Genomic DNA, 23110 nt, shown 5'->3' on the forward strand with positions numbered 1-23110 from the left:
CCTTGGTATATGATCGCGACGCACCCGGCAGCGAAAACATGAACGGTGGGCAACGTACAGAATGACAAAAAGATTCTTGGACTGGGCGTCACACGGGGGTTGCTCGAACAAGGCCTGCGTAAGCGACCTTCGACAGCTGCTTACCATCATGGGAAACCACGGCAATGACTACCTAAGGCAGGACTCGTCGAGAATGCGCGATGCCGCATCGTTCTCGTTGCCGTCTAACAACGTGGTTGCGACTATCGATGTGGTGCTTCCTTACGTTCCGAGTGTTGTTCACTTCGCGCGTATTGCCGTAAACCACATTCTGAATGACATATACGCAACTCACGGAGTGCCAGCGTTCGCATTGGCCCTGCTTGGAATTCCGAAAGGAATGGATGGCAACAATCCTATCGTTGCGGAGCTCATGCTCTCAGCACAAGAGGCATTGAGAGACGAAGGCGCCCTGCTTGTTGGCGGTCACACCATGGCACACCAAGAGGATCTGTATCTAGGACTCTCGGTTGTAGGGACTGCCGCCTCTATGCCTAATACGGCCCCCCTTTCCCAAGGGGACATACTGATTTTAACGAAGAGATTAGGCACCAGCGTCGCGAGCGTCCTCTGGAGAACAGAACCAATGCTGGAGAACGACTTCGAAGACGTAATACACGGAATGCTCAGATCAAATCGAATAACTTCATCCATTCTAAGGAATTTCGGTATCCAAGAATGCACTGATGTTTCGGGATTTGGGCTAGCTCGCGCAGCCCATAGCTTGACAAACAGACTGCGCTGCTCCGCAAAAATTTATGTGGAGAAGCTTCCAATTTACGCGTCTATTGAGCAGCATCTGAAGGAAGAACTCACCACGCGCCAGTATCTTTACAATTGCGAAGATGCTGCAGGCTTCTCCATAAACATGGAGAGAGTGGACGACGCCAAGAAGTGCATTCTTTTTGACTCTCAAATGTCAGGCGGAATGCTGTTCGCGTGCCCCCGCCATCTGGCAGACAAGCTAGTTACGCAGATTCTCGAAGATGGGGATGAAGCCACTGCAATCGGCGAGATTTACTTCGAATCAGTAGGGGCCATCAAATGGCTATAGACACGTTTGATCGCGACCGCCACGTCGAACTAGAAACCAAGAGCGAATCTCTTGCCCACTATGACAGCCCCACACATAACTCCCTACACCACACAGAGCACAAGGAGACACTGCCCTTGAAGTGGGCAGGCGGCAAGCGACACATACTGCCTCACTTAACCAAATTCTTTCTGCAAGGGCATTTGAGGTATTTCGAGCCATTCTTGGGCGGTGGCGCCGCGTACTTTGCTTTTTGCCCTCACAAGCCGTTTATCTCTGACTCAAATGCGGAACTCGTTAACACCTACGAAGCCATAAGAAGCGACCCAGCCGGGGTTCATCGTTTGTATCAACGCCATCGCCGGCAACACAGCAAAGAGTACTACTACTCGGTTCGCGCATCACAACCGCGAAGCTCTCACGGCACAGCAGCTCGTATGATTTATCTAAACCAAGCTTGCTTCAACGGCTTGTATCGGGTTAACCAACGAGGTGAATTCAACGTACCGATTGGCTCCAAGCGCCCGACAGACTTTAGTCTGCATCAGTTCACATCATGGGCCCATAAACTGCGAGGAGCGCAGATAAGGCCTCTCGACTTCGAAGAGAGCATCTCACGCTCCAAGCCCGGGGACTTCATATTTGCCGACCCTCCGTACGCGTTATCAAGCGCAAACGGTAGCTTTCTTAGATACAACGAAAAAATATTCTCATGGGACGACCAGCTTCGTTTATTCAACTGCTTGAAGAAAGCAGTTCATCGAGGTGTTCGTGTGGTAGCGACCAACGCCAGCGAGCCAGCCATTATTGAGCTTTACGCGCAGATTTTTGACGTTCGTGAAGTTAGAACGAAGAGCTACATTGCCGCAGACTCCAGACACAGAGGAATGGGAAAGGAGATATTAATTCATGGATGATGTCTCGCAAGACCAAAAAGGGGCGTCCTATCTAGATTTAGCGGAGCATTACCTGAAACGTGAAAATCGAGCAATGTCAGCGCGCGAAATAGTAGCCTTAGCACTACAAGAGGGCTTGCTTAATTCGGATGGGAAAACGCCTTGGCAAACCATGAAGTCAAAGCTCTCCACAGACATCCTTAGGAACGGGGATACATCGCGCTTCAAGAGAGTTTTTCAAGGCCAGTTTGCGATTAGATCGGCCCAAGAAGAAGAATATCTTGCTCAGCGATTTGTGAAGAGCAAAATGGACGAAGAAATTGCCGTAATCAAGAGGGATGATTTAAGAAGGCTTATCCCATCTACGGGTCTTTTCTTACAGTCGATAGACCGCGGCCTTCTGACAAGCCTAGCATTTCCGATGCAGCGGCGAATTGCGGAAGAAGACTTTGACGTGATCCAACTCGTCTCTGTATTTGTGGTGGAATGCCAAGGAAGGTACCTCACTCACATGCGCACCGGGCGCCTTCCCGAGACCCGTCTACGCGGGGAGTACTCGCTGATGCTTGGGGGCCATCTAGCCGTTTCCGATTTTAGCCAGCTTACGTTAGATCTATTTAGCGGAGACGATGATTTAGCCGATTGTTCGTACATTCTTCGAGAGCTTAGTGAAGAGCTCGTGCTCACTACGGAGCCTGCCATTCTCTCTAAAGGATATTTGTACGACGACAGTCGAGAGGTAAGCACTCAGCACTTGGGGCTGCTTTATCTAGTCAAAATCGACGAACCTAAATTTCGGATCGGCGAACGTGGATTCCTTGTTCATGCAAAGTTTGAATCGAAGGTTGAAATACAGAACCGTCGTTCGGATTTCGAAAATTGGTCATGGATATTGCTGGATCACTTCCTAGACACGCCTGAGGCATAAATGGATAACTTCCTCGTAAAGTTGGCGATTAGGGTGGTTCTGTGGCTAGCGGTTCGGCACAGAGCGCTGGGAATTCGGGACTGGGTGGCCGGTCTGGGGTCAATATCGATCCTGGCATCGCCTTGGATATACGACTCCTTAAGCACCCTACTTGATCCGTCAATGCCGAAGAGCCTAGCGACAATAAAGTTCGCAATTGGAACATTGATTTGGTGGTGTGCGGCTAGCTATATCTTACGCTTGCGTCGCAATGGAATTACTGACGCCGACACGACGGTGCGAGGAGGAATTGACTACAAAATCGCCCTGAGAGATGCCGGCAAAGGCTTTTGCTTTATTGGAGTTGGCGCAGCCAAGCTCACTTCAGAGCAACCCGAATTTCTTTCTGCCGTGCAACGGGCACGACAACAAGGTTCGTTATTGAAGTTTATTTTGGTGGACCCTGACAACTCTCCCGCCATGGAGAATCTTCAAAAGTTTGACGGAGCAACGCACTACAAGGCGCTCGTCGAGAATTCTCGGAATTTCATTGAATCTGCCGGGGGTGATGCAGCTGAGGTGCGAAATTACACAGTCGCAGCCGACGGAGACTTTGAGCCATACCGCCTATTCCTTACTGACGATGCATGCTTGGTAAGCCCCTTTATCCCAAGCACTGGCGTCGATGACCAAGGCAGAGGATTGCCACAACTTAGAATCTCTTCTCACGGTTTTCCGAAGGGGGATTCACCCACTCTTTACCGAGCCTTTAAACGCTACTTCGACAAAAAATGGGAGGCTCTTGGTGAGTGAGGCAGAAAACCATTCCCGAGTGGAGATTGGATGCGTACACGGAAGATTCCAACCTCTTCATCTCGACCATTTGGAGTACATACTCGCCGCCTTTGACAAAGCCAATCGTTTGATTATAGGCATAACTCAACCGGACGTTGGCAACCTTAAAGAGTGCGTACAAGATCCGCATCGCAGCATACGTGCAGAGAACCCTCTTACTTATGAGGAGCGCTGCGAAGCTATCGCCGAGGCGATCGTGGGTTCAGGAGTAAATCGCAATCGATTTGAATTCACAGCATTTCCAATTGACCAGCCTAATTTGCTTTCCAGCCTGGTCCCGCTGTCAGTGGTTTGCTTTACCACAATCCGCGACTCGTGGAACAGGGAAAAAATTAATAGGCTTCTAGATACCGGCTATAAGGTTGAAGTTCTATGGGATAGGAGCGGTCAGACCGGCATCGCGGGAACAAATATTCGGGAAATGATTCGGTCTGGAAATGAGCAATGGCAACAGCTTGTGCCGGCAACCGTCAGCGCCTATCTCACTAGAAATAGGATTCTTGATCGCATTCGGAATCAAACGTCTTAATAAACCTTGACCGGTTTCACCACCAATTCGGTTTGACGCGAAGTATGCGCCGAGCTCGGCCGTTCGGGCAGAACGCGGATTCGCACCTGTCGTTTAGGTATTCCGCTTGCAGCCCGTTGCCGTGACTTGCAATCATGCATACAGCTTTAGCGGGTAGCATGCACCCTCCCTGCCACGGCCAAGCACACACCAGCGATGCACGAAATCATCTGCCCCCACTGCGACAAGGCCTTCAAGATTGACGAGGCCGGGTACGCGGAAATCCTGAAGCAGGTGCGCGACGGGGATTTCGAGAAGCAGTTGCATGAGCGGCTGGAGCTTGCCGAGCAGGACAAGCGCAACGCGGTTGAACTGGCGCAGGCCAGGGCCAGCAGCGAGTTGCAGAAGGCGGCGGCGGCCAAGGATGCGGAGATCCAGGCGTTGAAGGCCAGGCTGGATGCGGAGGACGTGGCGCGCAGGCTGGCGGTGACGGAGGCGCTGGGCGCGGTGGAGAAGGAGCGCGACGCGCTCGCCAGCGAGTTGGCGCAGGCCCGGCGGGACAGGCAGGCCGCGACCGAGCAGGCCGAGGCGAAGCTGATCCACGAATTGCAGAAGACCGCGGCCAGCAAGGATGCGGAGATCCAGGCGCTGAAGGCGAGGCTGGACGCGGGTGAGGTGTCGCGGCAGCTGGCCATCACCCAGGCGGTCACGGTGGTGGAGAAGGAGCGCGACGACCTGCGCAACAACCTGAGCCAGGTTGCGCTGGAGAAGCAGCTGTCGGAGCGCTCGCTGAAGGACAAGTACGAGACCCAGATCCGCGATCGCGACGACGCCATCGAGCGCCTGCGCGACATGAAGGCAAAGCTGTCGACCAAGATGGTCGGCGAGACGCTGGAACAGCATTGCGAGGTCGAGTTCAACCGGATTCGCGCGACGGCCTTTCCGCGCGCCTACTTCGAGAAGGACAACGACGCGCGCAGCGGCAGCAAGGGCGACTTCATCTTCCGCGACGCGGACGAGTCGGGGACGGAGATCGTCTCGATCATGTTCGAGATGAAGAACGAGAACGACCGCACCGCGACGAAGAACCGCAACGAAGATTTCCTGAGGGAACTCGACAAGGACCGGACCGAGAAGGGTTGCGAGTACGCGGTGCTGGTGTCGCTGCTGGAGCCGGAGAGCGAGCTGTACAACACCGGCATCGTGGATGTTTTCCACCGCTACCCGAAGATGTACGTGGTGCGCCCGCAGTTCTTCCTGCCGATCATCACGCTGCTGCGCAACGCGGCGATGAACTCGCTGCAGTACAAGTCGGAGCTGGCGCTGGTGAAGGCGCAGAACGTGGACATCACGAATTTCGAGACTCAGCTCGACGACTTCAAGTCGGCATTCGGCCGCAACTGGCGGCTGGCCTCCGATGGATTCGAAGAGGCGGTGAAGCGCATCGACGAGGCGATCAAGGACCTGGAGAAGACGAAGGAAGCGCTTCACAAGTCGGCGAACAACCTGCGCCTGGCCAACGACAAGGCGGAAGACCTGACGGTCAAGCGACTGACGCGCGGCAACCCGACGATGGCCGCCAAGTTCGCCGAGTTGAAGAACGACGGGCCGGTAGGCGAGGAGTAGGTTGCCCCGCGACTCGCCGCAGGCGCATCGATGAAGGGCTCATGAAGGACTGACGAAGGACTGGTTGGCGGCAGTGACGCCAGCCTGTGCGACGGCGCTGCGCCGCCGATGCGTGGGTTGCTGCCGACAGCGCGACAGCTCCGCCACCTACACGGGCCCTTGCAGGCTGCGAGGTATAAGGAAGTCACTGGCCGGAAGCCACCGGCCCTCTTCCTCTACGCCCATGCCGCAGCCACAGCCGATCCGCAACGACGCCAGCGTGCCACCGCCGCCACGTGGCCGCATGCCGCCTCGCCGGAACAGGAAGGCACGCGCCCGCGCCGATACGCCGAAAGCTGCGTCGGCGCCAGCAGCACCCGCGGCACTCCGCTACGTCAGCGACGACATGCCGGGCATCCGCCGCGAGCGACGAGGCAAGGGCTTCTGCTATCGCCTGCCGGATGAGAAGGTGCTGCGCGACAAGGCGGTCATCGCACGCATCCGCAAGCTGGCGATTCCGCCGGCCTATACCGATGTGTGGATCTGCCTCCGCGCCGACGGCCACCTGCAGGCGACCGGGCGTGATGCGCGTGGCCGCAAGCAGTACCGCTACCACGCGGACTGGACGGCGCAGCGCTCGGCCGACAAGTTCGCCCACCTCGCGGAGTTCGGCGACGTGCTGCCGCGCATCCGCCAGCGCGTATCCAGCGACCTGGCGAAGTCGGCGGCGGTGCTGAGCCGCGAACTGATCCTCGCCACCCTCGTGCGCCTGCTCGACACCACCTTCGTACGCGTGGGCAACGAGGAATATGCCCGCCAGAACGATTCCTATGGCCTCACCACTCTGCGCAACCGGCATGTCGTGGGCGCACATGCCGGCGTGTTGCGGCTGCGCTTCCGCGGCAAGCATGGCGTGCAGCACGAGGTGAGCCTGAACGATGCACGGGTGACCCGCGTGGTGCGCCGTTGCAAGCAGCTGCCGGGACAGGCGCTCTTCCAGTACGAGGAAGAAGACGGCAGCGTGCGCGGCATCGGCTCGGACGACGTCAACGACTACATATCCGAGGCGGCGGGCGGGCGCTTCACGGCCAAGGAGTTCCGCTCGTGGCACGGCACGGTGGCTGCGCTGGAGCTGATCTGCGCGGCGCCCGATGAACTCCCGCGCAGTGCGGAGATCGTGCGGGAAGTGGCGCGGCGCCTGGGCAATACCGAGGCGGTGTGCCGCAAGGCCTACATCCACCCGCAGGTGCTGGCGCTCTGCCAGGACGCGTGTGGCGAACGGCCGCAGGCGGTCAGGTCCGGTACTGGAAAAGGCCGCAAGGCGGACGATCCGGACGGCCTGTGCGAGGAAGAGCAGCGCTTGCTCGCGCTGTTGCGCCTGAGCGTGGCCTCAGGCGGCTCAGGTTTCAGCTCACGGGCTGGCACAGCATGGCCCACGTCGCGGTTTACGCATCGGCCCGAACATCGGCCCTCGGCAGCAGAAAAACCACGGCCACTGCCACGGCTTCCAGCACGCCACGCGCGCAGCAAGCCTCGCCCGCACAAGGCTTTTCTTTGACCTGCCCTCAATCCTGGACTCACGGATTCCCCTTGGCCCGGCGTTCGCGGTAAATTCCGCCCTCCCGGTGTCACAACGCCAGCTTTCGCAAAGGATGAGATCTTGACCGCCAACCAGACCACCACCCCGCCAAACGACATTGCAGAGAAGTTCACCGCCGCACGTGCCGCCGGCCGCGCAATCGACCAGTTCCCGGGCGCGGTGCCTGCGAATCTGGATGCGGCCTACGCCGTGCAGCTGGCAGCCATCGCGCGCTGGCCCGATCCCATCAAGGGCTGGAAGGTCGCCCGCGTGAACCCGGCCTTCGCCGCGCAGTTTCCCGCAGAGCGCCTGATCGGCCCGGCCTTCGCCCCCAACGTGCATCACGTCGAACAGGGCGGCACGCCGGAGTGCCCGGTGTTCGAAGGCGGCTTCGCAGCCGTCGAGGCGGAAGTCGTGATCGTCGTCGCCGCGGATTCGCCGGCCGGCAAGCGCGACTGGACGGCGGACACCGTCGCCCCGCTGGTGAAGTCCATGCACATCGGCGTCGAGGTGGCGAGCAGCCCGCTCGCCACGCTGAACGACCTGGGCCCCGGCGCCGTCATTTCCGACTTCGGCAACAACTGGGGCGTCGTCGTGGGCAAGGAGATCGCCAACTGGCGCGAGCTGGAAACGATCGACGTGGAAACCTTCATCGACGGCAAGTCGGTCGGCACCGGCAAGGTCAGCATCAAGCCCGGCCCGCTGGGTGCACTGGCCTTCACGCTGAACAAGCGCGCCGAGCAAGGCGAGATCCTGCGCGCGGGTGACGTCATCTCGACCGGCATGATCACCGGCGTGCATGACATCGTCGCCGGCCAGCAGTCGCGCCACGTCTTCGCCGGCGTCGGCGAAGTGCAGGTGCAGATCACGCGCGCCACCGGCGCCTGATGAGCGTTCAGTAGACGTAGCGTCCATGTAATGCGCGAGGCCCGACTGCGGCGCCCCTCAAGGGACAAGCCGCCGTCGGGTCAAGCCGGCCGGGGCCACGCGCCCCGCTCCCCATCTGTGCCGGCACCTCCTCCGCCGCCGGCAAAGCCGCCAGTGCAGCCGCGCCATCCTGCAGCGCACCCGGCAAACAGCCCCACCCTTCACGCTTGCCTGATCCCCGACGGCAGCGACATCTCCCTCAGCCTTCCTTGCCCCCCGCACCGAGTTCCCGTCGCTGGGCATCGAGCAGTTCCGCCTTTTCCAACACGAAGTCGGCATTGCCGGGCAGGCGTTCGATGACGAGATCGATGAACCTGCGCACGCGCGCCGGCTGGGCGCTGCGGCTGCCGTAGTAGATGAACAGGCTGTACATCTCCGTCATGTGCTCGACCAGCACGGGCACCAGGCGGCCGGCGCGGATGTGCGGCGCGGCGGTGGGCGCGGCCAGCTGGCCGATCACCTCGCCGGCCAGCACGGCGCGTAACTCCAGCGTCTCGTCATTGGTGGAGAAAGCCGGCGACACCGGGTGATCCTGCACGCTGTCGCCCGCATTCACATGCCAGGGAATGAGGCGGCCACTGCCACCGTGGCGGAACACGCTGCAGCGGTGCGCGCCCAGCTCGTGCAACGCCTGTGGCACGCCGTACTTGCGCAGGTAGCTCGGCGAGGCGCAGATGATCAGTTGCAGCGGGAACAGGCGGCGCGCGATCAGCCCTTCCTGCGGCGAGGCACCGATGCGGAAGCCGACATCGACGCGGTCTTCCACCCAGTTGCCGATGCGGTCGTCCAGCTGGATGTCGGGCTGCACTTCCGGATACAGCCGGCAGTACTCCTCCAGCACCGGGCTGATGACCGGCTGCAGCACCGAGCGCGGCCCGACGATGCGCAGCGGGCCGGCAATGTCCTCGCGCGTCTGGCGCGCGCCCAGCAAGGCCTGCTGCAGCCCCAGCAGGGAGGGCTGGGCGGCCTCCAGGAAGCGCTGGCCTTCCTCGGTCAGCGACATGCTGCGCGTGGTGCGATGGAACAGGCGCACGCCCAGGTAGGTTTCCAGCTGGGCCAGGGCCTTGCTCGCCGCCTGGGGCGAGATCTGCTGCGCCTCGGCGGCACGGCTGAGGCTGCCCAGCTCGACGGTGCGGACGAAGGTGGTGATGGAACGGAGTTCGTTGAGCATGACCGGCTTCCGGGGCGATTTACATCATCCAGTTGTAAATCATTCAACAGACTTCGCATAGATGGATGTTTATCCGGCCCCTACAGTTCAGTCCATCGATGCGCACCCGTCGCGCACCGGCCACCCATAAAAGGACGCTTCGCCATGGACAACTTCAGCTTCTACAACCCGACCACCATCGAATTCGGCAAGGACAAGGAACAGCTCATCGGCCAGATCCTGGCCAGCCACGGCATCAAGAAGGTGCTGCTCACCTATGGCAGCGAGCGCATCAAGCGCGACGGCCTGTTCGCAACGGTCAGCAAGAGCCTGGACAAGCACGGCATCAGCTTCGTGGAGAGTGGCGGCATCGTCAGCAACCCGGTGCTGTCGAAAGTGCGCGAGGCGATTGCGACGGCGCGCGAGCACAAGGTCGACGCGGTGCTGAGCGTCGGCGGCGGTTCGGTGCTGGACAGCTCCAAGGCCATCGCGGCCGGCACGCTGTACGCGGGTGACGTGTGGGACCTGTTCCTGCGCACCGCGTCCATCGACGCCGCGCTGCCGGTGTTCGCCATCCTCACCCTGGCCGCCACCGGCAGCGAGATGAACAACGGCGCGGTTGTCACCAACGAGGCGACGAAGGAGAAGTTCGCCATCGGCTCGGTGCACACCTTCCCGAAGGTTTCCATCGTCAATCCGGCGCTGATGCAGACGGTGTCGCGCGACTACCTGGTGTATTCCGCCGCCGACATCATCGCCCACTCCATCGAGGGTTACTTCACGGCGAAGGTGCAGCCGAAGATCCAGTCGCGCCTGGTCGAATCCGTGATCAGCACGGTGATCGAAACCACCGAGGCGCTGCTGGCCGACCCGCACGACTACGACGCCCGCGCCGAATTCGCCTGGGCCTCCACGCTGGCGCTCAACGGCATCACCTACGCCGGTACCTCGGGCTTCGGATACCCCAACCACATGATCGAGCACTCGCTGTCCGCCCTGTTCAACGTGCCGCACGGTGCCGGCCTGTCGGTGGTCATCCCGGCCTGGATGAAGTGGTACCACGGCCGCAACCCTGCGCAGTTCGAGCGCTTCGCGCAGCAGGTGTTCGGCCTGAAGACGGCGGAAGAAGGCATCGCCGCGCTGGAGAAGTGGTTCGACAAGGTCGGCACGCCCACGCGACTGTCGCAACTGGGCATCACCGAAGCGCAACTGCCGGCGACCATCGACAACGTGCTCGGCAACGCGCAATGGTTCGGGCTGGCCGAGCTCTACACGCGTGACGCGGTGACCGACATCCTCAAGCGGGCGCTGTGATTTGCAGGGTGGGCACGGTGTGCCCATGTGGGGCCGTCGTATCGGCCTGACACGCGTGGGCTCGCCGAGCCCACCCTACGTAACCATGTAGAACACCGTCATCCCCGCGAAAGCGGGGATCCAGTGACTTTGCATGGTTCTGACTTTGCATGGCGGTAACGACGCTGGATTCCCGTCTGCGCGGGAATGACGGTTCAACCGCCGCACCCCTGCTTGCATGAACCGACAGGAATCTCGCAACAAACCCGCAACGCATGAACGTGACCACCTCCCCGACCCACCGCGGCATGGTCCTCGCCATCATCATGGCCAGCTACCTGATGATCGTGATCGACATCTCCATCGTGCTGACCGGCCTGCCGAGAATCCAGACGGCGCTGGGCTTCACGCCGGCCGGACTGTCGTGGATCCAGAATGCCTACACGCTCGCCTTCGGCGGCTTCCTGCTGCTCGGCGCGCGGGCCGGCGACCTCCTCGGCCGGCGGCGCATGTTCATGCTGGGGCTGGCCATCTTCACGCTGGCTTCGCTGGCCATCGGCGCGGCGCAGTCGCCCGCCTGGATGATCGCCTTCCGCGCCGTACAGGGCTTCGGCGCCGCGGTGCTGGCGCCGTCCACCCTGGCCCTGATCGCCACCCATTTCGAGGAAGGCCATGAGCGCACCCGCGCGCTGGCGCTGTACGCAGCGGCGGCCGGCATCGGTGCCACCGTGGGCCTGGTGCTCGGCGGCCTGTTGGCGGACCTCATCTCCTGGCGCGCCGGCTTCTTCATCAACCTGCCCATCGGCGCCGCACTCATCGCCGGCAGCTTGCGCTACATCCGCGAGACGCCAGGCCATGCCGGCCGCTTTGATGTGGCGGGCGCGTTCACCTCCACACTGGGCATGTGTGCCCTGGTGTTCGGCATCGTGGAAGCAGCCGAGGTCGGCTGGGCCTCGCCGCTCACCTGGGCCAGCATCGCCGCCGGGCTGGCATTGCTGGCAGCCTTCCTGTGGATAGAGCGGCACGCGAGCCAGCCCCTGCTGCCACTCCGACTGCTCACCAACCCACGGCGCAACGGCGCCTATGCCGCGCGCCTGCTGTTCCTGTGCGGCATGGCGGGCTTCTGGTTCTTCACCGCGCAGTACCTGCAGGGTGCGCTGGGCTTCTCGCCGATGCTGGCCGGCCTGGCCTTCGTGCCGGTGACGATTCCGCAACTGATCACTTCACTGTCCGTGCCCGCTGTCGCGCGGCGCCTCGGCCAGCGCCGCATGCTGCTGGCGGGCCTGGCGATGTGCACGACCGGTGTGCTGTGGCTGGGACTTTCCGCCACACAGGCGTCCTACCTGGGCGGCGTGGTGCTGCCGATGCTGCTGATCGGCTTCGGCCAGGGCTGGGTGCTCGCGCCGCTGACGGTGGCGGGCGTTGCCGGCGTGGCGGGCAACGAGGCCGGTGCGGCCTCCGGCGTCCTGAATGTCGCCCACCAGCTCGGCGCCTCGCTGGGGCTCGCCGTCCTCGTGGTGGTGTATGCCGGTGGCAACGCGCCGGTGCATGACGCTGCCGGCATGGCGCAGCACACAGGGATCACCCTGCAGGTCGTCGCGCTGTTCCTGTTCGCAGCGCTCGTGGTGTCCGCCCGCTACGTACGCTTCGACGCAACGCGCATTGATTCGCCGGCGCGAGCCGGAACATCGCAATCCCTACCGACTGACGGAAAGGAAGCAGCATGATCAGATTCTTCCCTGGCCAACGCATCGCGATGCTCGTCGCCCTCGCCCTGTCCTGCGCAACGGTGTCGCACGCAGGCGCCGCGACCGCGCAGGAACCGCTGGTCATCGCCGCGCAAGGCAGCTTTGCAGTGGGCGGCACGTCGAAGACCGAGCCGGGCACCTTCAACCCGCAGAAACCAGTGGAGCCCGCAGGCCAGACCTACCGTGGCGACCACGCCACCGTGCGCTACCAGATCCCCGTAGACGCGAAGAAGCTGCCGCTGGTCATGTGGCATGGCGCCGGCCAGTCTGCGCGGACCTGGGAGAGCACGCCGGACGGCCGCGAAGGCTTCCAGAACATTTTCCTGCGCCGCGGTTTCGCGACCTACCTCGTCGACCAGCCGCGCCGTGGCGTGTCCGGCCGCAGCATGGTGGAGACCACGCTCAAGCCGACGGCCGATGAACAACTGTGGTTCAACCAGTTCCGCGTCGGCCACTGGCCCGACCACTTCGCCGGCGTGCAGTTTCCGCGCGACGCTGCATCGCTGGACCAGTACTTCAGGCAGATGACGCCGAACACCGGTCCCTACGATCCGGCCGTGATCTCGGATGCGGTATCCGCCCTGTTCGACAGGACCGGCGACGGCGTGCTCGTCACCCACTCGCAGAGTGGCGGGCCGGGCTGGCTGACCGTGATCAAGAACCCCAGGGTGAAGGCCGTCGTCGCGTTCGAGCCCGGCAGCGGCTTCGTCTTTCCGGAAGGCGAGGTGCCGGCGCCCATGCCCAGCGCCTTCGACACGTTGCAGGGACAGGCCATCCCGATGAAGGACTTCATGGCGCTGACGAAGATTCCCATCGTCATCTACTACGGCGACAACATCCCCGCCACGCCTTCCGCCATGCCCGGCCAGGACAGCTGGCGGGTACGGCTGGCGATGGCGCGCGCCTGGCGTGACGCGGTCAACCGGCACGGCGGGAACGTGAGCGTGGTGCATCTGCCGGAGATCGGCATCAAGGGGAACTCGCACTTCCCGTTCTCCGATCTCAACAACCTGCAGATTGCGGACCTGGTGTCGGGCTTCCTGCGCGACAAGCGGCTCGACCGCTGACCAGACACGCAACGGGAGGCGCCATGCAGCCGGACCACGACGCGCAACGCAGGCTGCTGATGACAGCCCTGGCCGCGCTGCCACTGGGCGCCACGCGTGCGGCCAGCGCAACGGAACGCCAGGCCGATGTCGCGCAGGGCTCACGCATGCTGGTCGCCTTCTTCTCACGCTCCGGCAACACCCGCGTCATCGCAGGCTTCCTGCAACGTACGCTCGGCACGGACCTGCACGAGATCGTGCCGGCCACGGCGTACCCAGCGGACTACGAGACGACCGTCGCGCAGGCCACGCGGGAGCGCAACAGCGGCTACGCGCCGGCACTCGCCGGGCGCGCGGCGCGGATGGCGGACTACGACACGGTCTTCCTCGGCTTTCCGGTGTGGGGCATGTCGTTGCCGCCAGTGATCCGCAGCTTCCTGCGCACGCACGACCTGGCCCGCAAGAACCTGGTGCCGGTCATCACGCATGGCGGCTACGGCAGCGGCGACAGCCTGGACCTGCTCGCCAGGCAGGCTCCGCAGGCACGCATGGGCAAGCCCTTCATCCTGCAGTGCGACCAGGAGCGCAGCACCAACGAACGCATCGATCAATGGCTCAAGGACACGGGCATGCGTCGTTGACCATCTCGCACGCAATGGAAAACGGCCGCTTACGCGGCCGTTCTCTTCAGGCGCTGGACGCTCCTGCTCAGCGTCTGGCCGTCGCCAGTTGATACACCACCGCCACCATGCGATCGACTTCCTCGCAGGTGTTGTAGAAGGCCAGCGAGGGCCGCACCGTGGTCTCGACACCGAAGCGGCGCAGGATGGGCTGCGCGCAGTGGTGGCCAGTACGCACGGCGATGCCTTCGCGGTTCAGTGCCTTGCCGACTTCTTCCGTCGTGTAGCCCTTCAGCACGAAGGATGCCACGCTGGCCTTGTCGGCGGCGGTGCCGATGAGGCGGATGCCGGGGATGGTCAGCAGTCCCTGCGTCGCGTACGCCAGCAGGTCGTGCTCGTAGCGGCCGATATTCTCGATGCCGATGCGGTCCACGTAGTCCAGCGCTGCGCCCAGGCCCACCGCGTCCGCGATGTTGCCGGTGCCGGCTTCGAAGCGGTTGGGCGGCGGCTGGTAGACGGTGCGCTCGAAGGTGACGTCCGCGATCATGTTGCCGCCACCCTGCCAGGGCGGCATGTCTTCGAGGATGTCGCGCTTGCCGTACACCACGCCGATACCCGTCGGGCCGAAGATCTTGTGCCCGGAGAAGACGAAGAAGTCGGCGTCGATGTCCTGCACGTTCACCCGCATGTGCGACACCGATTGCGCGCCATCGACCAGCGCCTTCGCGCCGACGCTGTGCGCCATCGCGACGATCTCCTTCACCGGCGTGACGGTGCCGAGCGCGTTGGAGACCTGTGTCACCGACACGATCTTCACCTTGTCGGTGATGAGCTTGCGCGCTTCGTCGAGCAGGATCTGGCCGCTGTCGTCCACCGGGATCACGCGCAGCTTCGCGCCCTTGGCGGCGGCGAGCTGCTGCCAGGGCACGATGTTGGCGTGGTGCTCCAGGTGCGACACGACGATCTCGTCGCCCTCGCCCACGTTCTGCGCGCCCCAGGTCTTGGCGACCAGGTTGATCGCCTCGGTGGTGCCGCGCACGAAGATGATCTCTTCGCTTGAGCCGGCACCGATGAAGCGACGCACCTTGTCACGCGCCGACTCGTAGGCATCCGTCGCACGTGCCGCCAGCTCATGCGCGGCGCGGTGGATGTTGGAGTTCTCGTGCGCGTAGAAGTACGCGATGCGGTCGATGACGGCCTGCGGCTTGTGCGTGGTGGCGGCGTTGTCGAACCACACCAGCTGCTTGCCGTTCACCCGCTCCTGCAGGATCGGGAAATCCCGACGCACGGCGTTCACGTCGAAGGGGGGGTGACCGCTGGCCTGTGCAGCCGGCGCGCGTCCGTGCTCCGCCTTCTGGTGGCCACGCGTGAGGTCGGTGAAGTAGAACCACTGGTCCTTCTTCGCCGGCTCGGCGCTCGGTGTCGAATGCGGAATGCCACTCGCCGTGCCACGCAGGTCATCCTCGCCCGGCAGACCGAATGAACGCGCGCTGACGCGGTCTTCACGCGGCAGCTCGACGTCCGCTGCAGGGCGCGGGTAGGCGCTCTGCTCACCGAGGAAGTAGAACGGCGAGGACGGCACAGACGCCGGCGGATTCGAAGGCAGATGAGCCGGCGCAGGCGCGCCGACACTCGGCAAGGAAGCCGCATAACCTTCCGGCACGCCTTGCGCATGACCACCGCGCGAACCACCTCCGGGCGCACTCTGGGCCAGCTTGTCCGGCAGGCCGTTCTGCGTCTGCGCGACCGGCGCCAGCGACGGGCCACGACCACCCAGTGCCAGGACAGGCTCGGGCGGCTGCGGCGGTGTCGCCAGTTGCGAGGGACCGCCGATATGGCTGAGCCCCAACGGCAGGCCGTTGCTGACGCCCTGCGGGGCGGCAGTGGTTGCGGCGCCACCCGGCAAGGCCGAGAAGAACTCGCCCGCCAGCTTCGCCAGGCTTGCCACATCAGGCAAGTGAGCGGGCAAACCCGCAGGCGGCGTCAGCCCGCTCACTCCACCAAGGCCACCACCTCCCAGCTCACCCGCGCTCGCGGGATTACTTGTAGGTGTCGGGGTAGTCATGGAACTTGCCGATCTCCACGTCGTCGAGGACAGCCAGCGCATCGTCGGTCAGGACGGCCAGCGAGCAGTACAGCGAAATCAGGTAGGACGCGATGGCGTTGCGGTTGATGCCCATGAAACGCACCGACAGGCCGGGGCTCTGTTCGCCGGCGAGGCCGGGCTGGAACAGGCCGACCACGCCCTGGCGCTTGTCGCCCACGCGCAGCAGGATGATCTTGGTCTTGCCGTCCGCCACCGGCACTTTGTCCGACGGGATCAGCGGGATGCCGCGCCAGGTCAGGAACTGCGAACCGAACAGCGACACGGTGGGCGGCGGCACGCCACGGCGGGTGCACTCACGGCCGAAGGCGGCGATCGCCAGCGGATGGGTCAGGAAGAATGCGGGCTCCTTCCACACCTTGGTCAGCAGCTCGTCCAGGTCGTCCGGCGTCGGTGCGCCGGTCAGCGGGTAGATGATCTGGTCCGGATGCACGCTGGCCAGCAGGCCGTAGTCCGGGTTGTTGATCAGCTCGGACTCCTGGCGCTCCTTCACCGTCTCGATGGTGAGGCGAAGCTGTTCCTTGATCTGGTCGTGCGGGCTGCTGTACAGGTCCGACACGCGGGTATGCACATCGAGTACGGTACTGACGGCGTTCAGGAAGTACTCGCGCGGCTGCTCTTCGTAGTCCACGAAGGTGTTGGGCAGTTCGCCCGACTCGTCGCGCTGGGTGCAGGCGACCTGCACGTCCTGCGGGTTGCGCACCTTGTTGAGGCGGTAGATACCGGCCTCGACCGGCTGCCACTGCAGCAGGTGCGTGAGCCAGCGCGGCGTGATGATGGACAGCTGCGGAACGGTCTTCGTCGCGTTCGCAAGCTGGCGCGCTGCGTTGTCACCCAGCGCGAGCTGGGCACCCTGATTCTCGGCCATGAAGCACTCCCTTATATTGAAAAGCTGATTTGCTTATACGGAAAACGAACGGTCGAGAGCTTCGGGCAGCGGCCGGGTGCGCTCAACATGCTATAGCCATCATTGAGTGACGACGGGCTCTCTGGCGCGGGGCACATCGCCGGTGCGACGCGGCTCAGGCGCTCGTGAGCTGTTCGTAGCGGGCCATCAGCGCGGACAGCGTGACGCCCAGGGCGGTGGCCAGCTTGGCGATGGTGGCGAGCGAGGGCATGGCGTCGCCGCGCTCGATCTCGCCGATGTAGGACCGGTTCAGGTCGGCGCGCTCGGCCAGCTGCTCCTGCGACCAGCCATTGGCTTCGCGCGACTGGCGGACGACGCGTCCGAAACGATGGCAAAGGCCACTCATGGCACCTCTCCTGCTACTGCCCGGTGCCGGCCTGCTGGTGCAGGCTGGCCTGGGTGACGTTGCTCTGCGGGGGAACGCTGCGCGTGAGCCACACGTTGCCGCCGATGACCGAACCGGCACCGATGGTGATGCGGCCGAGGATGGTGGCGCCGGCATAGATGACGACGTCGTCTTCCACCACCGGGTGGCGCGGCAGGCCCTTCTGCAGGCTGCCGTCCTCGCCCGCCGGGAAGCGCTTGGCGCCCAGCGTGACCGCCTGGTAGACGCGCACCCGCGTGCCGATCACCGCCGTCTCGCCGATGACGACGCCGGTGCCGTGGTCGATGAAGAAGCCCGGCCCGATCTGCGCACCGGGGTGGATGTCGATGCCCGTCGCCGAATGCGCGATCTCCGCCACGATGCGCGCCAGCAGCGGCACATCGAGGCCATACAGCACGTGGGCGAGACGGTGATGGATGATCGCGATGATGCCGGGGTAGCACAGCAGCACTTCGTCCACCGAGCGCGCCGCCGGGTCGCCCTGGTAGGCGGCCAGCACGTCGGTGTCCAGCAGCTCGCGCACCTTCGGCAAGGCGGAGGCGAAGTCGCGCACGATGCTCACCGCGCGCAGCTCGATCTCCGCCGGGCCGGTCTGCTCGTGACGGGCCACGTAGAACAGCTCCAGCCGCACCTGCACCAGCAGCGCGTTGAGCGCCGCGTCCAGCGTGTGGCCGACGTAGAAGTCCTCGCTCTCCTGACGGAGGTCCGGCGGGCCCAGGCGCATCGGGAACAGCGCACCGCACAGGCCTTCGATGATCTCCGTCAGCGCCGCGCGTGACGGAAACTCGCGGCCGCCGAACTCGCGTTTGCGTCGCTGGCTCTCGCGCCAGCGTGCCCGCGCATTGCGCAGGCCTTCCACCACACGGTCCAACTCCCAGTTGGGCACGGCTGCCAGCAGGTGGCGGGCGTCACTCTCTCCCGCGCTCATGCAGCGTCCTCCGCTGCGTACGCGGCGCAACGCCCGTCGATGCCACGACGTTCCCTGATGACTCCCACCTGCATACCGCCTCCCTCATGTCTTTTCCCGCGCGTCTTTCCTGCGCGTCTTTCCTGCGCATCTTTTCCCGCGCCCGTCACACCCGGCCCCACCGGGCGTGCCGGCGGGTCAGTCCTGTATCCAGGGCAGGTTCCAGTGGCGCCAGCCACCCAGATCGCCCCGCTGTTGCTGCTCGTTCAATTCCCCTTCGAAGCCTTCCAGCACGTTGAAGGCGCCGGTGAAGCCGGCCTTGGCCGCGGCCTCCGCCGCCAGCGCGGAACGCTTGCCGCTGCGGCACAGGAACAGCACCGCACGGTCCTTGCCGACCTTGGCCTCCAGCTCGCGCACGAAGCGCGGGTTGCGCGTCAGCGCGGTGCCGGTGGCCCAGGCCACGTGCAGGCTGTCCGGCACATGGCCGACGAACTTGCGTTCCTCGCCGGAGCGCACGTCCACCAGCACGGCGTCACCACCGTTCACCAGTGCCCAGGCGTCCGTCGGCGACACGCCGCCGGCATAGGGCAAACCTTCCGCCTGCGCCTTGTCGCGCGCGGCATCCAGGATGCGTTCGGCATCGCCATCGGTGGCGGGAGCCAGGTTGAAATGCTCGCCGGCCGGCTGTGCGGCGGCGTTGGTAGCCAATGAAGTCATGTCGGGCCTCGCGCTCGGAGTTGCGTCTGGCCGGCAACCGTGCCGACCTGTCTTTGTTGTGGGGACCAGCATAGGCGCGCGGCTTAACGCAAAAAACGAATGAATTCGTCGTTGCAATTGCGGGTCTTGATATAAGCGCCACGAGTGGGGCTGCTGGATCCGGCGCAGCCTCGGCCACGGGTGCTGGCATGGCAGCATGGGACGCGCCCGGTCCCCAGGCAGTGCAAGGCTTTCCGCGTGGCATGGAGCTTGCGAACGTCCCGGACCTGAACTTCACCACCGCGGCGGTCTCCAATCCGGACGACCGTCCGACCAGCAAGGACCTGGAAACATGAACCTGCATCTGCAAGGCAAACGCGCCATCGTCACCGGTGGCAGTCGCGGCATCGGCAAGGCCATCGCGCTGGCACTGGCCAGTGAAGGCGTGGATGTCGTCATCGCCGCGCGCGGCCGCGAGCAACTGGAAGGCGCGGCCCGCGACATCGCCAGCGCCAGCGGGCGCCGCGCGGTGCCGGTGGTCTTCGAGGCGACCAGCAAGGACTCGGCCGACGCACTGGTGGCGCATGCGGTGGAGGCACTGGGTGGCATCGACATCCTGGTGAACGCCGCCGCCCTGCCCGGCGGTCTGTCGACCGCCACACGGCTGGCGGACATCGACGACGACAAGGCCTTGCAGGACATCGACATCAAGGTGGTGGGCTACGTGCGCACGGCGCGCGCCGCGGCACCGCATTTCGTGAAGCAGGGCTGGGGCCGCATCATCAACATCGGTGGCCTGGCCATCCACAAGACCGGCCGGCCGGTCGCGACGCTGCGCAACGTGGGCGTGGCGGCCATCACCAAGAACCTTGCGGACGAACTGGGGCCGCAGGGCGTCAACGTGGTGGCGGTGCATCCGGGCTCGACGCGTACCGAACGCACGGATGCCGAGGCGGCGCGCGTCGCCGCGGCCGGCAACACCATCGGCCGCATCGTCACGGCGGAGGAAATCGCCGCGCTGGTGGCCTTTCTCGCCTCGCCGTTGAGTGCCGCCATCAATGGTGATGCCATCCCCGCCGGCGGCGGTACGCCGGGCAGCATCTACTATTAGAGGGTCCGGGGCGCGTCCTGCGCCCCGTCAAACCCGGAGGTTCCATGAGCGTCAGCCCTTCCCCCCAAGCTGCCCCGCACGCACTGCCCCCGTCACAACTGCCCGACCTGCCCCTGCAAAGGCTGGACGGCACGCCGCTCAAGCTGCGCGACTACGCCGGCGAGGTGCTGCTGATCGTCAACACCGCCAGCGCCTGCGGCCTGACCCCGCAATACGAAGCGCTGGAAAAACTGCAACGCGACTACTTCAAGCGCGGCTTCTCGGTACTGGGCTTCCCCTGCAACCAGTTCGGCGCGCAGGAGCCCGGCAGCGCGGAACAGATCGAGAGCTTCTGCAGCACCAACTACGAGATCAGTTTTCCGTTGTTCACCAAGGCCGACGTCAATGGCCCGCAGACGCAACCGCTGTACATCTGGCTGAAGCAATCCGCCCCGGGGGCCGAAGGCGGTGCCGACATCGGCTGGAATTTCGCCAAGTTCCTGGTCGGTCGCGACGGCAGGGTGATCGCCCGCTACGCCCCGAGCACCACACCCGACGAGCTGCGCAGCGCCATCGAATCCGCGCTGTAGCCCGGCCCATCCACTCCCACTTCCGCGCACGCCCGCGCGTCCCTCCAACCAGCATCACCAACAGATCGCGAACAGGACTGTCCCATGAGCATCGCCCGCACCCGCCTCGGCAACACCGGCTTGTCCGTCACCCGCCTGGCCCTCGGCACCATGACCTTCGGCCTGCAGACGGCAGAGGAAACCTCGCGCCTGATCCTCGACAAGGCGGCGGATGCCGGCATCAACTTCCTGGACACGGCGGACGTCTATCCGCTGGGCGGCACGCTGGAAACCGTGGGCCGCACCGAGGAGATCGTCGGCCGCTGGCTGCAGGGACGGCGCGGTGACTTCGTGGTCGCCACCAAGGCGGTCGGCAAGGTCGGCCCCAACGACTGGGACCAGGGCGCCTCGCGCAAGCACCTGCTGGATGCCATCGACAAGTCGCTCGCGCGTCTCGGCACCGACTACGTGGACCTGTACCAGCTGCACAGCGACGACCCGCTGACACCGCTGGACGAAACGCTGGAAGCGCTGGACACCATCGTGCGCAGCGGCCGCGCGCGCTACGTCGGCGTGTCCAACTTCCTCGCTTACCGGCTGGCCCGCGCGCTGGGTCGTGCGGACGTGTTGCGCGTCGCGCGGCCCGTCTCCGTGCAGCCACGCTACAGCCTGCTGTTCCGCGAGATCGAGCGCGAACTGCTGCCGCTGGCGCAGGAGGAAGGCGTGGGCGTCATTCCCTACAACCCGCTGGCCGGCGGCCTGCTGACCGGCAAGCACAAGGCCGGCAGCGCACCCACCGCGGGCACCCGCTTCACGCTGGGCAGCACCGCGGAGCGCTACCAGGAGCGCTACTGGCACGACCGCGAGTTCGCCAGCGTCGAACGCCTGCAGGCCATCGCCAACGAGGCCGGCGTGCCGCTGGCCACGCTGTCGGTCGCCTGGGTGCTGGCCAATCCGGCCATCAGCTCGGTGCTGCTGGGCGCCAGCAAGCCGGAGCAACTGGACGCCACGCTGGCAGCGGCCAGCTACACGCTGAGCACGGAACTGAAGGCGAAGCTGGACGAAGCCAGCGCGGAGTACCGGCTGGGGGATGCGGCACGCTGAGCGTGGCGGGTCGAGACGGGGGGCCTGATAGGCGAGTGAGATGTCGGGCTTCGCGTTGCTCAACCCAACCTACGACCTCATCGTGAAGCCACGCAGCAGTGGCAGGCTGGGTTGAGCGCAGCCACTTGTGTTGAGCTCGCCGAAGCAAGCCCGACACCCCCGCCGCCTTTCTCGATCCATGCGCCATGCCATGCGATGGACGCAGGCGCGGTCAAACGCAGCGATGCCCTGAGCTTGTCGAAGGGCGGCCCGACACGCCTCCCCGTCATCCCACGGCCACCGACGCGTTAAACCGGGGCCACCGCAAAGGAAAACGCCATGCCCACCTGGGACGAAGCGCAATACCTGAAATTCGCCGACCAGCGCACGCGGCCCTCGCATGAGCTGCTGGCGCGCGTGCCGCTGCCGGATGCGCCAGGTTCGCCGCGCTTCGTCGTCGACCTCGGCTGCGGTCCGGGCAACTCCACGGCGCTGTTGCAACAACGCTGGCCGGACGCACGTGTGCTGGGCGTCGACAACTCGCCGGAGATGCTGGCCCGCGCCCGCCGTGACTACCCGGACATCGAGTGGGAAGAAGCGGACATCGGCCACTGGCGCGCGGCGCAGACGCCGGAGCTGATCTTCGCCAACGCCGCCTTGCAATGGCTGCCGGACCACGAACGCCTGTTCCCCGCCCTGTTCTCGCAACTCGATGCCGGTGGCGTGATGGCGGTGCAGATGCCGCACAGCTTTGACCAGCCCAGCCACCGCGCCATGCGCGAGATCGAAGGGCCGTGGTCTTCGCTGATCACCAGCACGCGCAGCTTCTCGCCGGTGTCCCCGGCCGCGTTCTACTACGACCTGCTCGCCCCACAGGCCGCGCACGTCGACCTGTGGCAGACCACCTACGAGCACGTCATGCCGGACGCACAGGCCATCGTGGAGTGGGTGAAGGGCACCGGCTTGCGGCCCTACCTGAAGGCACTGCCGGATACGCTCCGCAAGGACTACCTCGCCGCCTATCTTGCGGCCATCGACCACGCCTACCCGCCGCGCAGCGACGGCAGGCGGCTGTTCTCCTTCCCGCGCCTGTTCCTCGTCGCCGTCCGCCGCTGAGGCCCTTGCCGGCCGCGCCGGCCCGCTTGACGGAACGCACGGCTAGT

The 23110-nt window shown here is 64.3% G+C and carries 22 protein-coding genes; 16 read left to right on the top strand and 6 right to left on the bottom strand.

Annotated features, from left to right (window positions below; all coding sequences use genetic code 11):
• Positions 1–61: 61 nt before the first annotated feature.
• From selD to VVD47_RS05865, 8 genes are all read left to right on the top strand, one after another.
• On the top strand, positions 62–1093 hold the full coding sequence (gene selD / locus VVD47_RS05830) for a selenide, water dikinase SelD (RefSeq protein WP_327602455.1): 1032 nt from the start codon (positions 62–64) through the stop codon (positions 1091–1093).
• The gene (locus VVD47_RS05835; protein ID WP_327602456.1) at positions 1084–1989 is read left to right on the top strand and encodes a DNA adenine methylase; all 906 of its coding nucleotides are present in this window, start codon (positions 1084–1086) and stop codon (positions 1987–1989) included. Before selD ends, VVD47_RS05835 begins: the two co-directional genes overlap by 10 nt.
• Positions 1982–2896: an HTH domain-containing protein gene (locus VVD47_RS05840; protein WP_327602457.1), complete on the top strand. Its 915-nt coding sequence runs from the start codon at positions 1982–1984 to the stop codon at positions 2894–2896. The genes VVD47_RS05835 and VVD47_RS05840 overlap by 8 nt, the downstream gene beginning before the upstream one ends.
• A gap of 162 nt (positions 2897–3058) precedes the next feature.
• The gene (locus VVD47_RS05845) at positions 3059–3688 is read left to right on the top strand and encodes a hypothetical protein (protein WP_327602458.1); all 630 of its coding nucleotides are present in this window, start codon (positions 3059–3061) and stop codon (positions 3686–3688) included.
• Entirely contained in the window at positions 3681–4259 is a 579-nt protein-coding gene (locus tag VVD47_RS05850; RefSeq protein WP_327602459.1) for a hypothetical protein, read from the top strand. The genes VVD47_RS05845 and VVD47_RS05850 overlap by 8 nt, the downstream gene beginning before the upstream one ends.
• A gap of 195 nt (positions 4260–4454) precedes the next feature.
• Entirely contained in the window at positions 4455–5864 is a 1410-nt protein-coding gene (locus VVD47_RS05855) for a DUF2130 domain-containing protein (RefSeq protein WP_327602460.1), read from the top strand.
• 283 nt (positions 5865–6147) lie between these two features.
• Positions 6148–7401: a DNA topoisomerase IB gene (locus VVD47_RS05860; protein WP_327602461.1), complete on the top strand. Its 1254-nt coding sequence runs from the start codon at positions 6148–6150 to the stop codon at positions 7399–7401.
• A 102-nt stretch (positions 7402–7503) separates the two neighbouring features.
• Positions 7504–8310 (top strand): 2-keto-4-pentenoate hydratase, encoded by an 807-nt coding sequence (locus tag VVD47_RS05865; protein WP_327602462.1) that lies wholly within the window; start codon positions 7504–7506, stop codon positions 8308–8310.
• A gap of 238 nt (positions 8311–8548) precedes the next feature.
• On the opposite strand, the gene VVD47_RS05870 is transcribed toward VVD47_RS05865, so the two are convergent.
• Positions 8549–9520, bottom strand: coding sequence for a LysR family transcriptional regulator (locus VVD47_RS05870; RefSeq protein ID WP_327602463.1), 972 nt, complete (start codon positions 9518–9520; stop codon positions 8549–8551).
• A gap of 144 nt (positions 9521–9664) precedes the next feature.
• Between VVD47_RS05870 and VVD47_RS05875 the strand changes: the two genes are divergently transcribed.
• The 4 genes from VVD47_RS05875 to VVD47_RS05890 all read left to right on the top strand — a co-directional run bounded on the left by VVD47_RS05875 (position 9665) and on the right by VVD47_RS05890 (position 14227).
• Positions 9665–10813 carry an iron-containing alcohol dehydrogenase gene (locus VVD47_RS05875; protein WP_327602464.1) on the top strand — a complete coding sequence of 383 codons (1149 nt, stop codon included), beginning with the start codon at positions 9665–9667 and terminating at the stop codon, positions 10811–10813.
• A 254-nt stretch (positions 10814–11067) separates the two neighbouring features.
• Positions 11068–12519 (top strand): MFS transporter, encoded by a 1452-nt coding sequence (locus VVD47_RS05880; RefSeq protein WP_327602465.1) that lies wholly within the window; start codon positions 11068–11070, stop codon positions 12517–12519.
• On the top strand, positions 12516–13607 hold the full coding sequence (locus VVD47_RS05885) for an alpha/beta hydrolase (protein WP_327602466.1): 1092 nt from the start codon (positions 12516–12518) through the stop codon (positions 13605–13607). The genes VVD47_RS05880 and VVD47_RS05885 overlap by 4 nt, the downstream gene beginning before the upstream one ends.
• Before the next feature lie 23 nt (positions 13608–13630).
• Positions 13631–14227, top strand: a complete 597-nt coding sequence (locus VVD47_RS05890; RefSeq protein ID WP_327602467.1) for a flavodoxin — start codon at positions 13631–13633, stop codon at positions 14225–14227.
• Between the two features lie 67 nt (positions 14228–14294).
• Here the strand turns inward: VVD47_RS05890 and VVD47_RS05895 are convergent, their stop codons facing one another.
• The 5 genes from VVD47_RS05895 to VVD47_RS05915 all read right to left on the bottom strand — a co-directional run bounded on the left by VVD47_RS05895 (position 14295) and on the right by VVD47_RS05915 (position 19226).
• Positions 14295–16313, bottom strand: a complete 2019-nt coding sequence (locus tag VVD47_RS05895; protein ID WP_327602468.1) for a family 2A encapsulin nanocompartment cargo protein cysteine desulfurase — start codon at positions 16311–16313, stop codon at positions 14295–14297.
• Positions 16246–17178 carry a family 2A encapsulin nanocompartment shell protein gene (locus VVD47_RS05900; RefSeq protein ID WP_327602469.1) on the bottom strand — a complete coding sequence of 311 codons (933 nt, stop codon included), beginning with the start codon at positions 17176–17178 and terminating at the stop codon, positions 16246–16248. Before VVD47_RS05900 ends, VVD47_RS05895 begins: the two co-directional genes overlap by 68 nt.
• 154 nt (positions 17179–17332) lie before the next feature.
• Positions 17333–17563, bottom strand: a complete 231-nt coding sequence (locus tag VVD47_RS05905; protein WP_327602470.1) for a helix-turn-helix domain-containing protein — start codon at positions 17561–17563, stop codon at positions 17333–17335.
• Positions 17564–17576: 13 nt separating this feature from the next.
• Entirely contained in the window at positions 17577–18530 is a 954-nt protein-coding gene (gene epsC, locus VVD47_RS05910) for a serine O-acetyltransferase EpsC (protein WP_327602471.1), read from the bottom strand.
• A 177-nt stretch (positions 18531–18707) separates the two neighbouring features.
• Complete coding sequence (locus tag VVD47_RS05915; RefSeq protein ID WP_327602472.1) at positions 18708–19226, bottom strand: rhodanese-like domain-containing protein; 519 nt, start codon at positions 19224–19226, stop codon at positions 18708–18710.
• 331 nt (positions 19227–19557) lie between these two features.
• Between VVD47_RS05915 and VVD47_RS05920 the strand changes: the two genes are divergently transcribed.
• The 4 genes from VVD47_RS05920 (at position 19558) to tam (ending at position 23063) form a co-directional block, all read left to right on the top strand.
• Positions 19558–20316, top strand: coding sequence for an SDR family NAD(P)-dependent oxidoreductase (locus tag VVD47_RS05920; RefSeq protein WP_327602473.1), 759 nt, complete (start codon positions 19558–19560; stop codon positions 20314–20316).
• A 44-nt stretch (positions 20317–20360) separates the two neighbouring features.
• Positions 20361–20885 carry a glutathione peroxidase gene (locus VVD47_RS05925; protein WP_327602474.1) on the top strand — a complete coding sequence of 175 codons (525 nt, stop codon included), beginning with the start codon at positions 20361–20363 and terminating at the stop codon, positions 20883–20885.
• Between the two features lie 84 nt (positions 20886–20969).
• A complete protein-coding gene (locus VVD47_RS05930; RefSeq protein WP_327602475.1) occupies positions 20970–21968 on the top strand; it encodes an aldo/keto reductase in 999 nt (332 codons plus the stop codon).
• 318 nt (positions 21969–22286) lie between these two features.
• Positions 22287–23063 carry a trans-aconitate 2-methyltransferase gene (gene tam / locus VVD47_RS05935; protein WP_327602476.1) on the top strand — a complete coding sequence of 259 codons (777 nt, stop codon included), beginning with the start codon at positions 22287–22289 and terminating at the stop codon, positions 23061–23063.
• The last annotated feature ends 47 nt before the right edge of the window (positions 23064–23110 follow it).

The sequence above is a fragment of the Uliginosibacterium sp. H1 genome (assembly GCF_036017065.1).
Taxonomy (GTDB): Bacteria; Pseudomonadota; Gammaproteobacteria; order Burkholderiales; family Rhodocyclaceae; genus Uliginosibacterium.

Coding starts and splice junctions, on each gene's coding strand:
- selD (WP_327602455.1), top strand. CDS start 62: ATGACAAAAAGATTCTTGGACTGGGCGTCACACGGGGGTTGCTCGAAC.
- VVD47_RS05835 (WP_327602456.1), top strand. CDS start 1,084: ATGGCTATAGACACGTTTGATCGCGACCGCCACGTCGAACTAGAAACC.
- VVD47_RS05840 (WP_327602457.1), top strand. CDS start 1,982: ATGGATGATGTCTCGCAAGACCAAAAAGGGGCGTCCTATCTAGATTTA.
- VVD47_RS05845 (WP_327602458.1), top strand. CDS start 3,059: ATGCCGAAGAGCCTAGCGACAATAAAGTTCGCAATTGGAACATTGATT.
- VVD47_RS05855 (WP_327602460.1), top strand. CDS start 4,455: ATGCACGAAATCATCTGCCCCCACTGCGACAAGGCCTTCAAGATTGAC.
- VVD47_RS05860 (WP_327602461.1), top strand. CDS start 6,148: ATGCCGCCTCGCCGGAACAGGAAGGCACGCGCCCGCGCCGATACGCCG.
- VVD47_RS05870 (WP_327602463.1), bottom strand. CDS start 9,520: ATGCTCAACGAACTCCGTTCCATCACCACCTTCGTCCGCACCGTCGAG.
- VVD47_RS05875 (WP_327602464.1), top strand. CDS start 9,665: ATGGACAACTTCAGCTTCTACAACCCGACCACCATCGAATTCGGCAAG.
- VVD47_RS05880 (WP_327602465.1), top strand. CDS start 11,068: ATGAACGTGACCACCTCCCCGACCCACCGCGGCATGGTCCTCGCCATC.
- VVD47_RS05885 (WP_327602466.1), top strand. CDS start 12,516: ATGATCAGATTCTTCCCTGGCCAACGCATCGCGATGCTCGTCGCCCTC.
- VVD47_RS05890 (WP_327602467.1), top strand. CDS start 13,631: ATGCAGCCGGACCACGACGCGCAACGCAGGCTGCTGATGACAGCCCTG.
- VVD47_RS05895 (WP_327602468.1), bottom strand. CDS start 16,313: ATGCGCTGGCTGTCCTCGACGACGTGGAGATCGGCAAGTTCCATGACT.
- VVD47_RS05900 (WP_327602469.1), bottom strand. CDS start 17,178: ATGGCCGAGAATCAGGGTGCCCAGCTCGCGCTGGGTGACAACGCAGCG.
- VVD47_RS05905 (WP_327602470.1), bottom strand. CDS start 17,563: ATGAGTGGCCTTTGCCATCGTTTCGGACGCGTCGTCCGCCAGTCGCGC.
- epsC (WP_327602471.1), bottom strand. CDS start 18,530: ATGAGCGCGGGAGAGAGTGACGCCCGCCACCTGCTGGCAGCCGTGCCC.
- VVD47_RS05915 (WP_327602472.1), bottom strand. CDS start 19,226: ATGACTTCATTGGCTACCAACGCCGCCGCACAGCCGGCCGGCGAGCAT.
- VVD47_RS05920 (WP_327602473.1), top strand. CDS start 19,558: ATGAACCTGCATCTGCAAGGCAAACGCGCCATCGTCACCGGTGGCAGT.
- VVD47_RS05925 (WP_327602474.1), top strand. CDS start 20,361: ATGAGCGTCAGCCCTTCCCCCCAAGCTGCCCCGCACGCACTGCCCCCG.
- VVD47_RS05930 (WP_327602475.1), top strand. CDS start 20,970: ATGAGCATCGCCCGCACCCGCCTCGGCAACACCGGCTTGTCCGTCACC.
- tam (WP_327602476.1), top strand. CDS start 22,287: ATGCCCACCTGGGACGAAGCGCAATACCTGAAATTCGCCGACCAGCGC.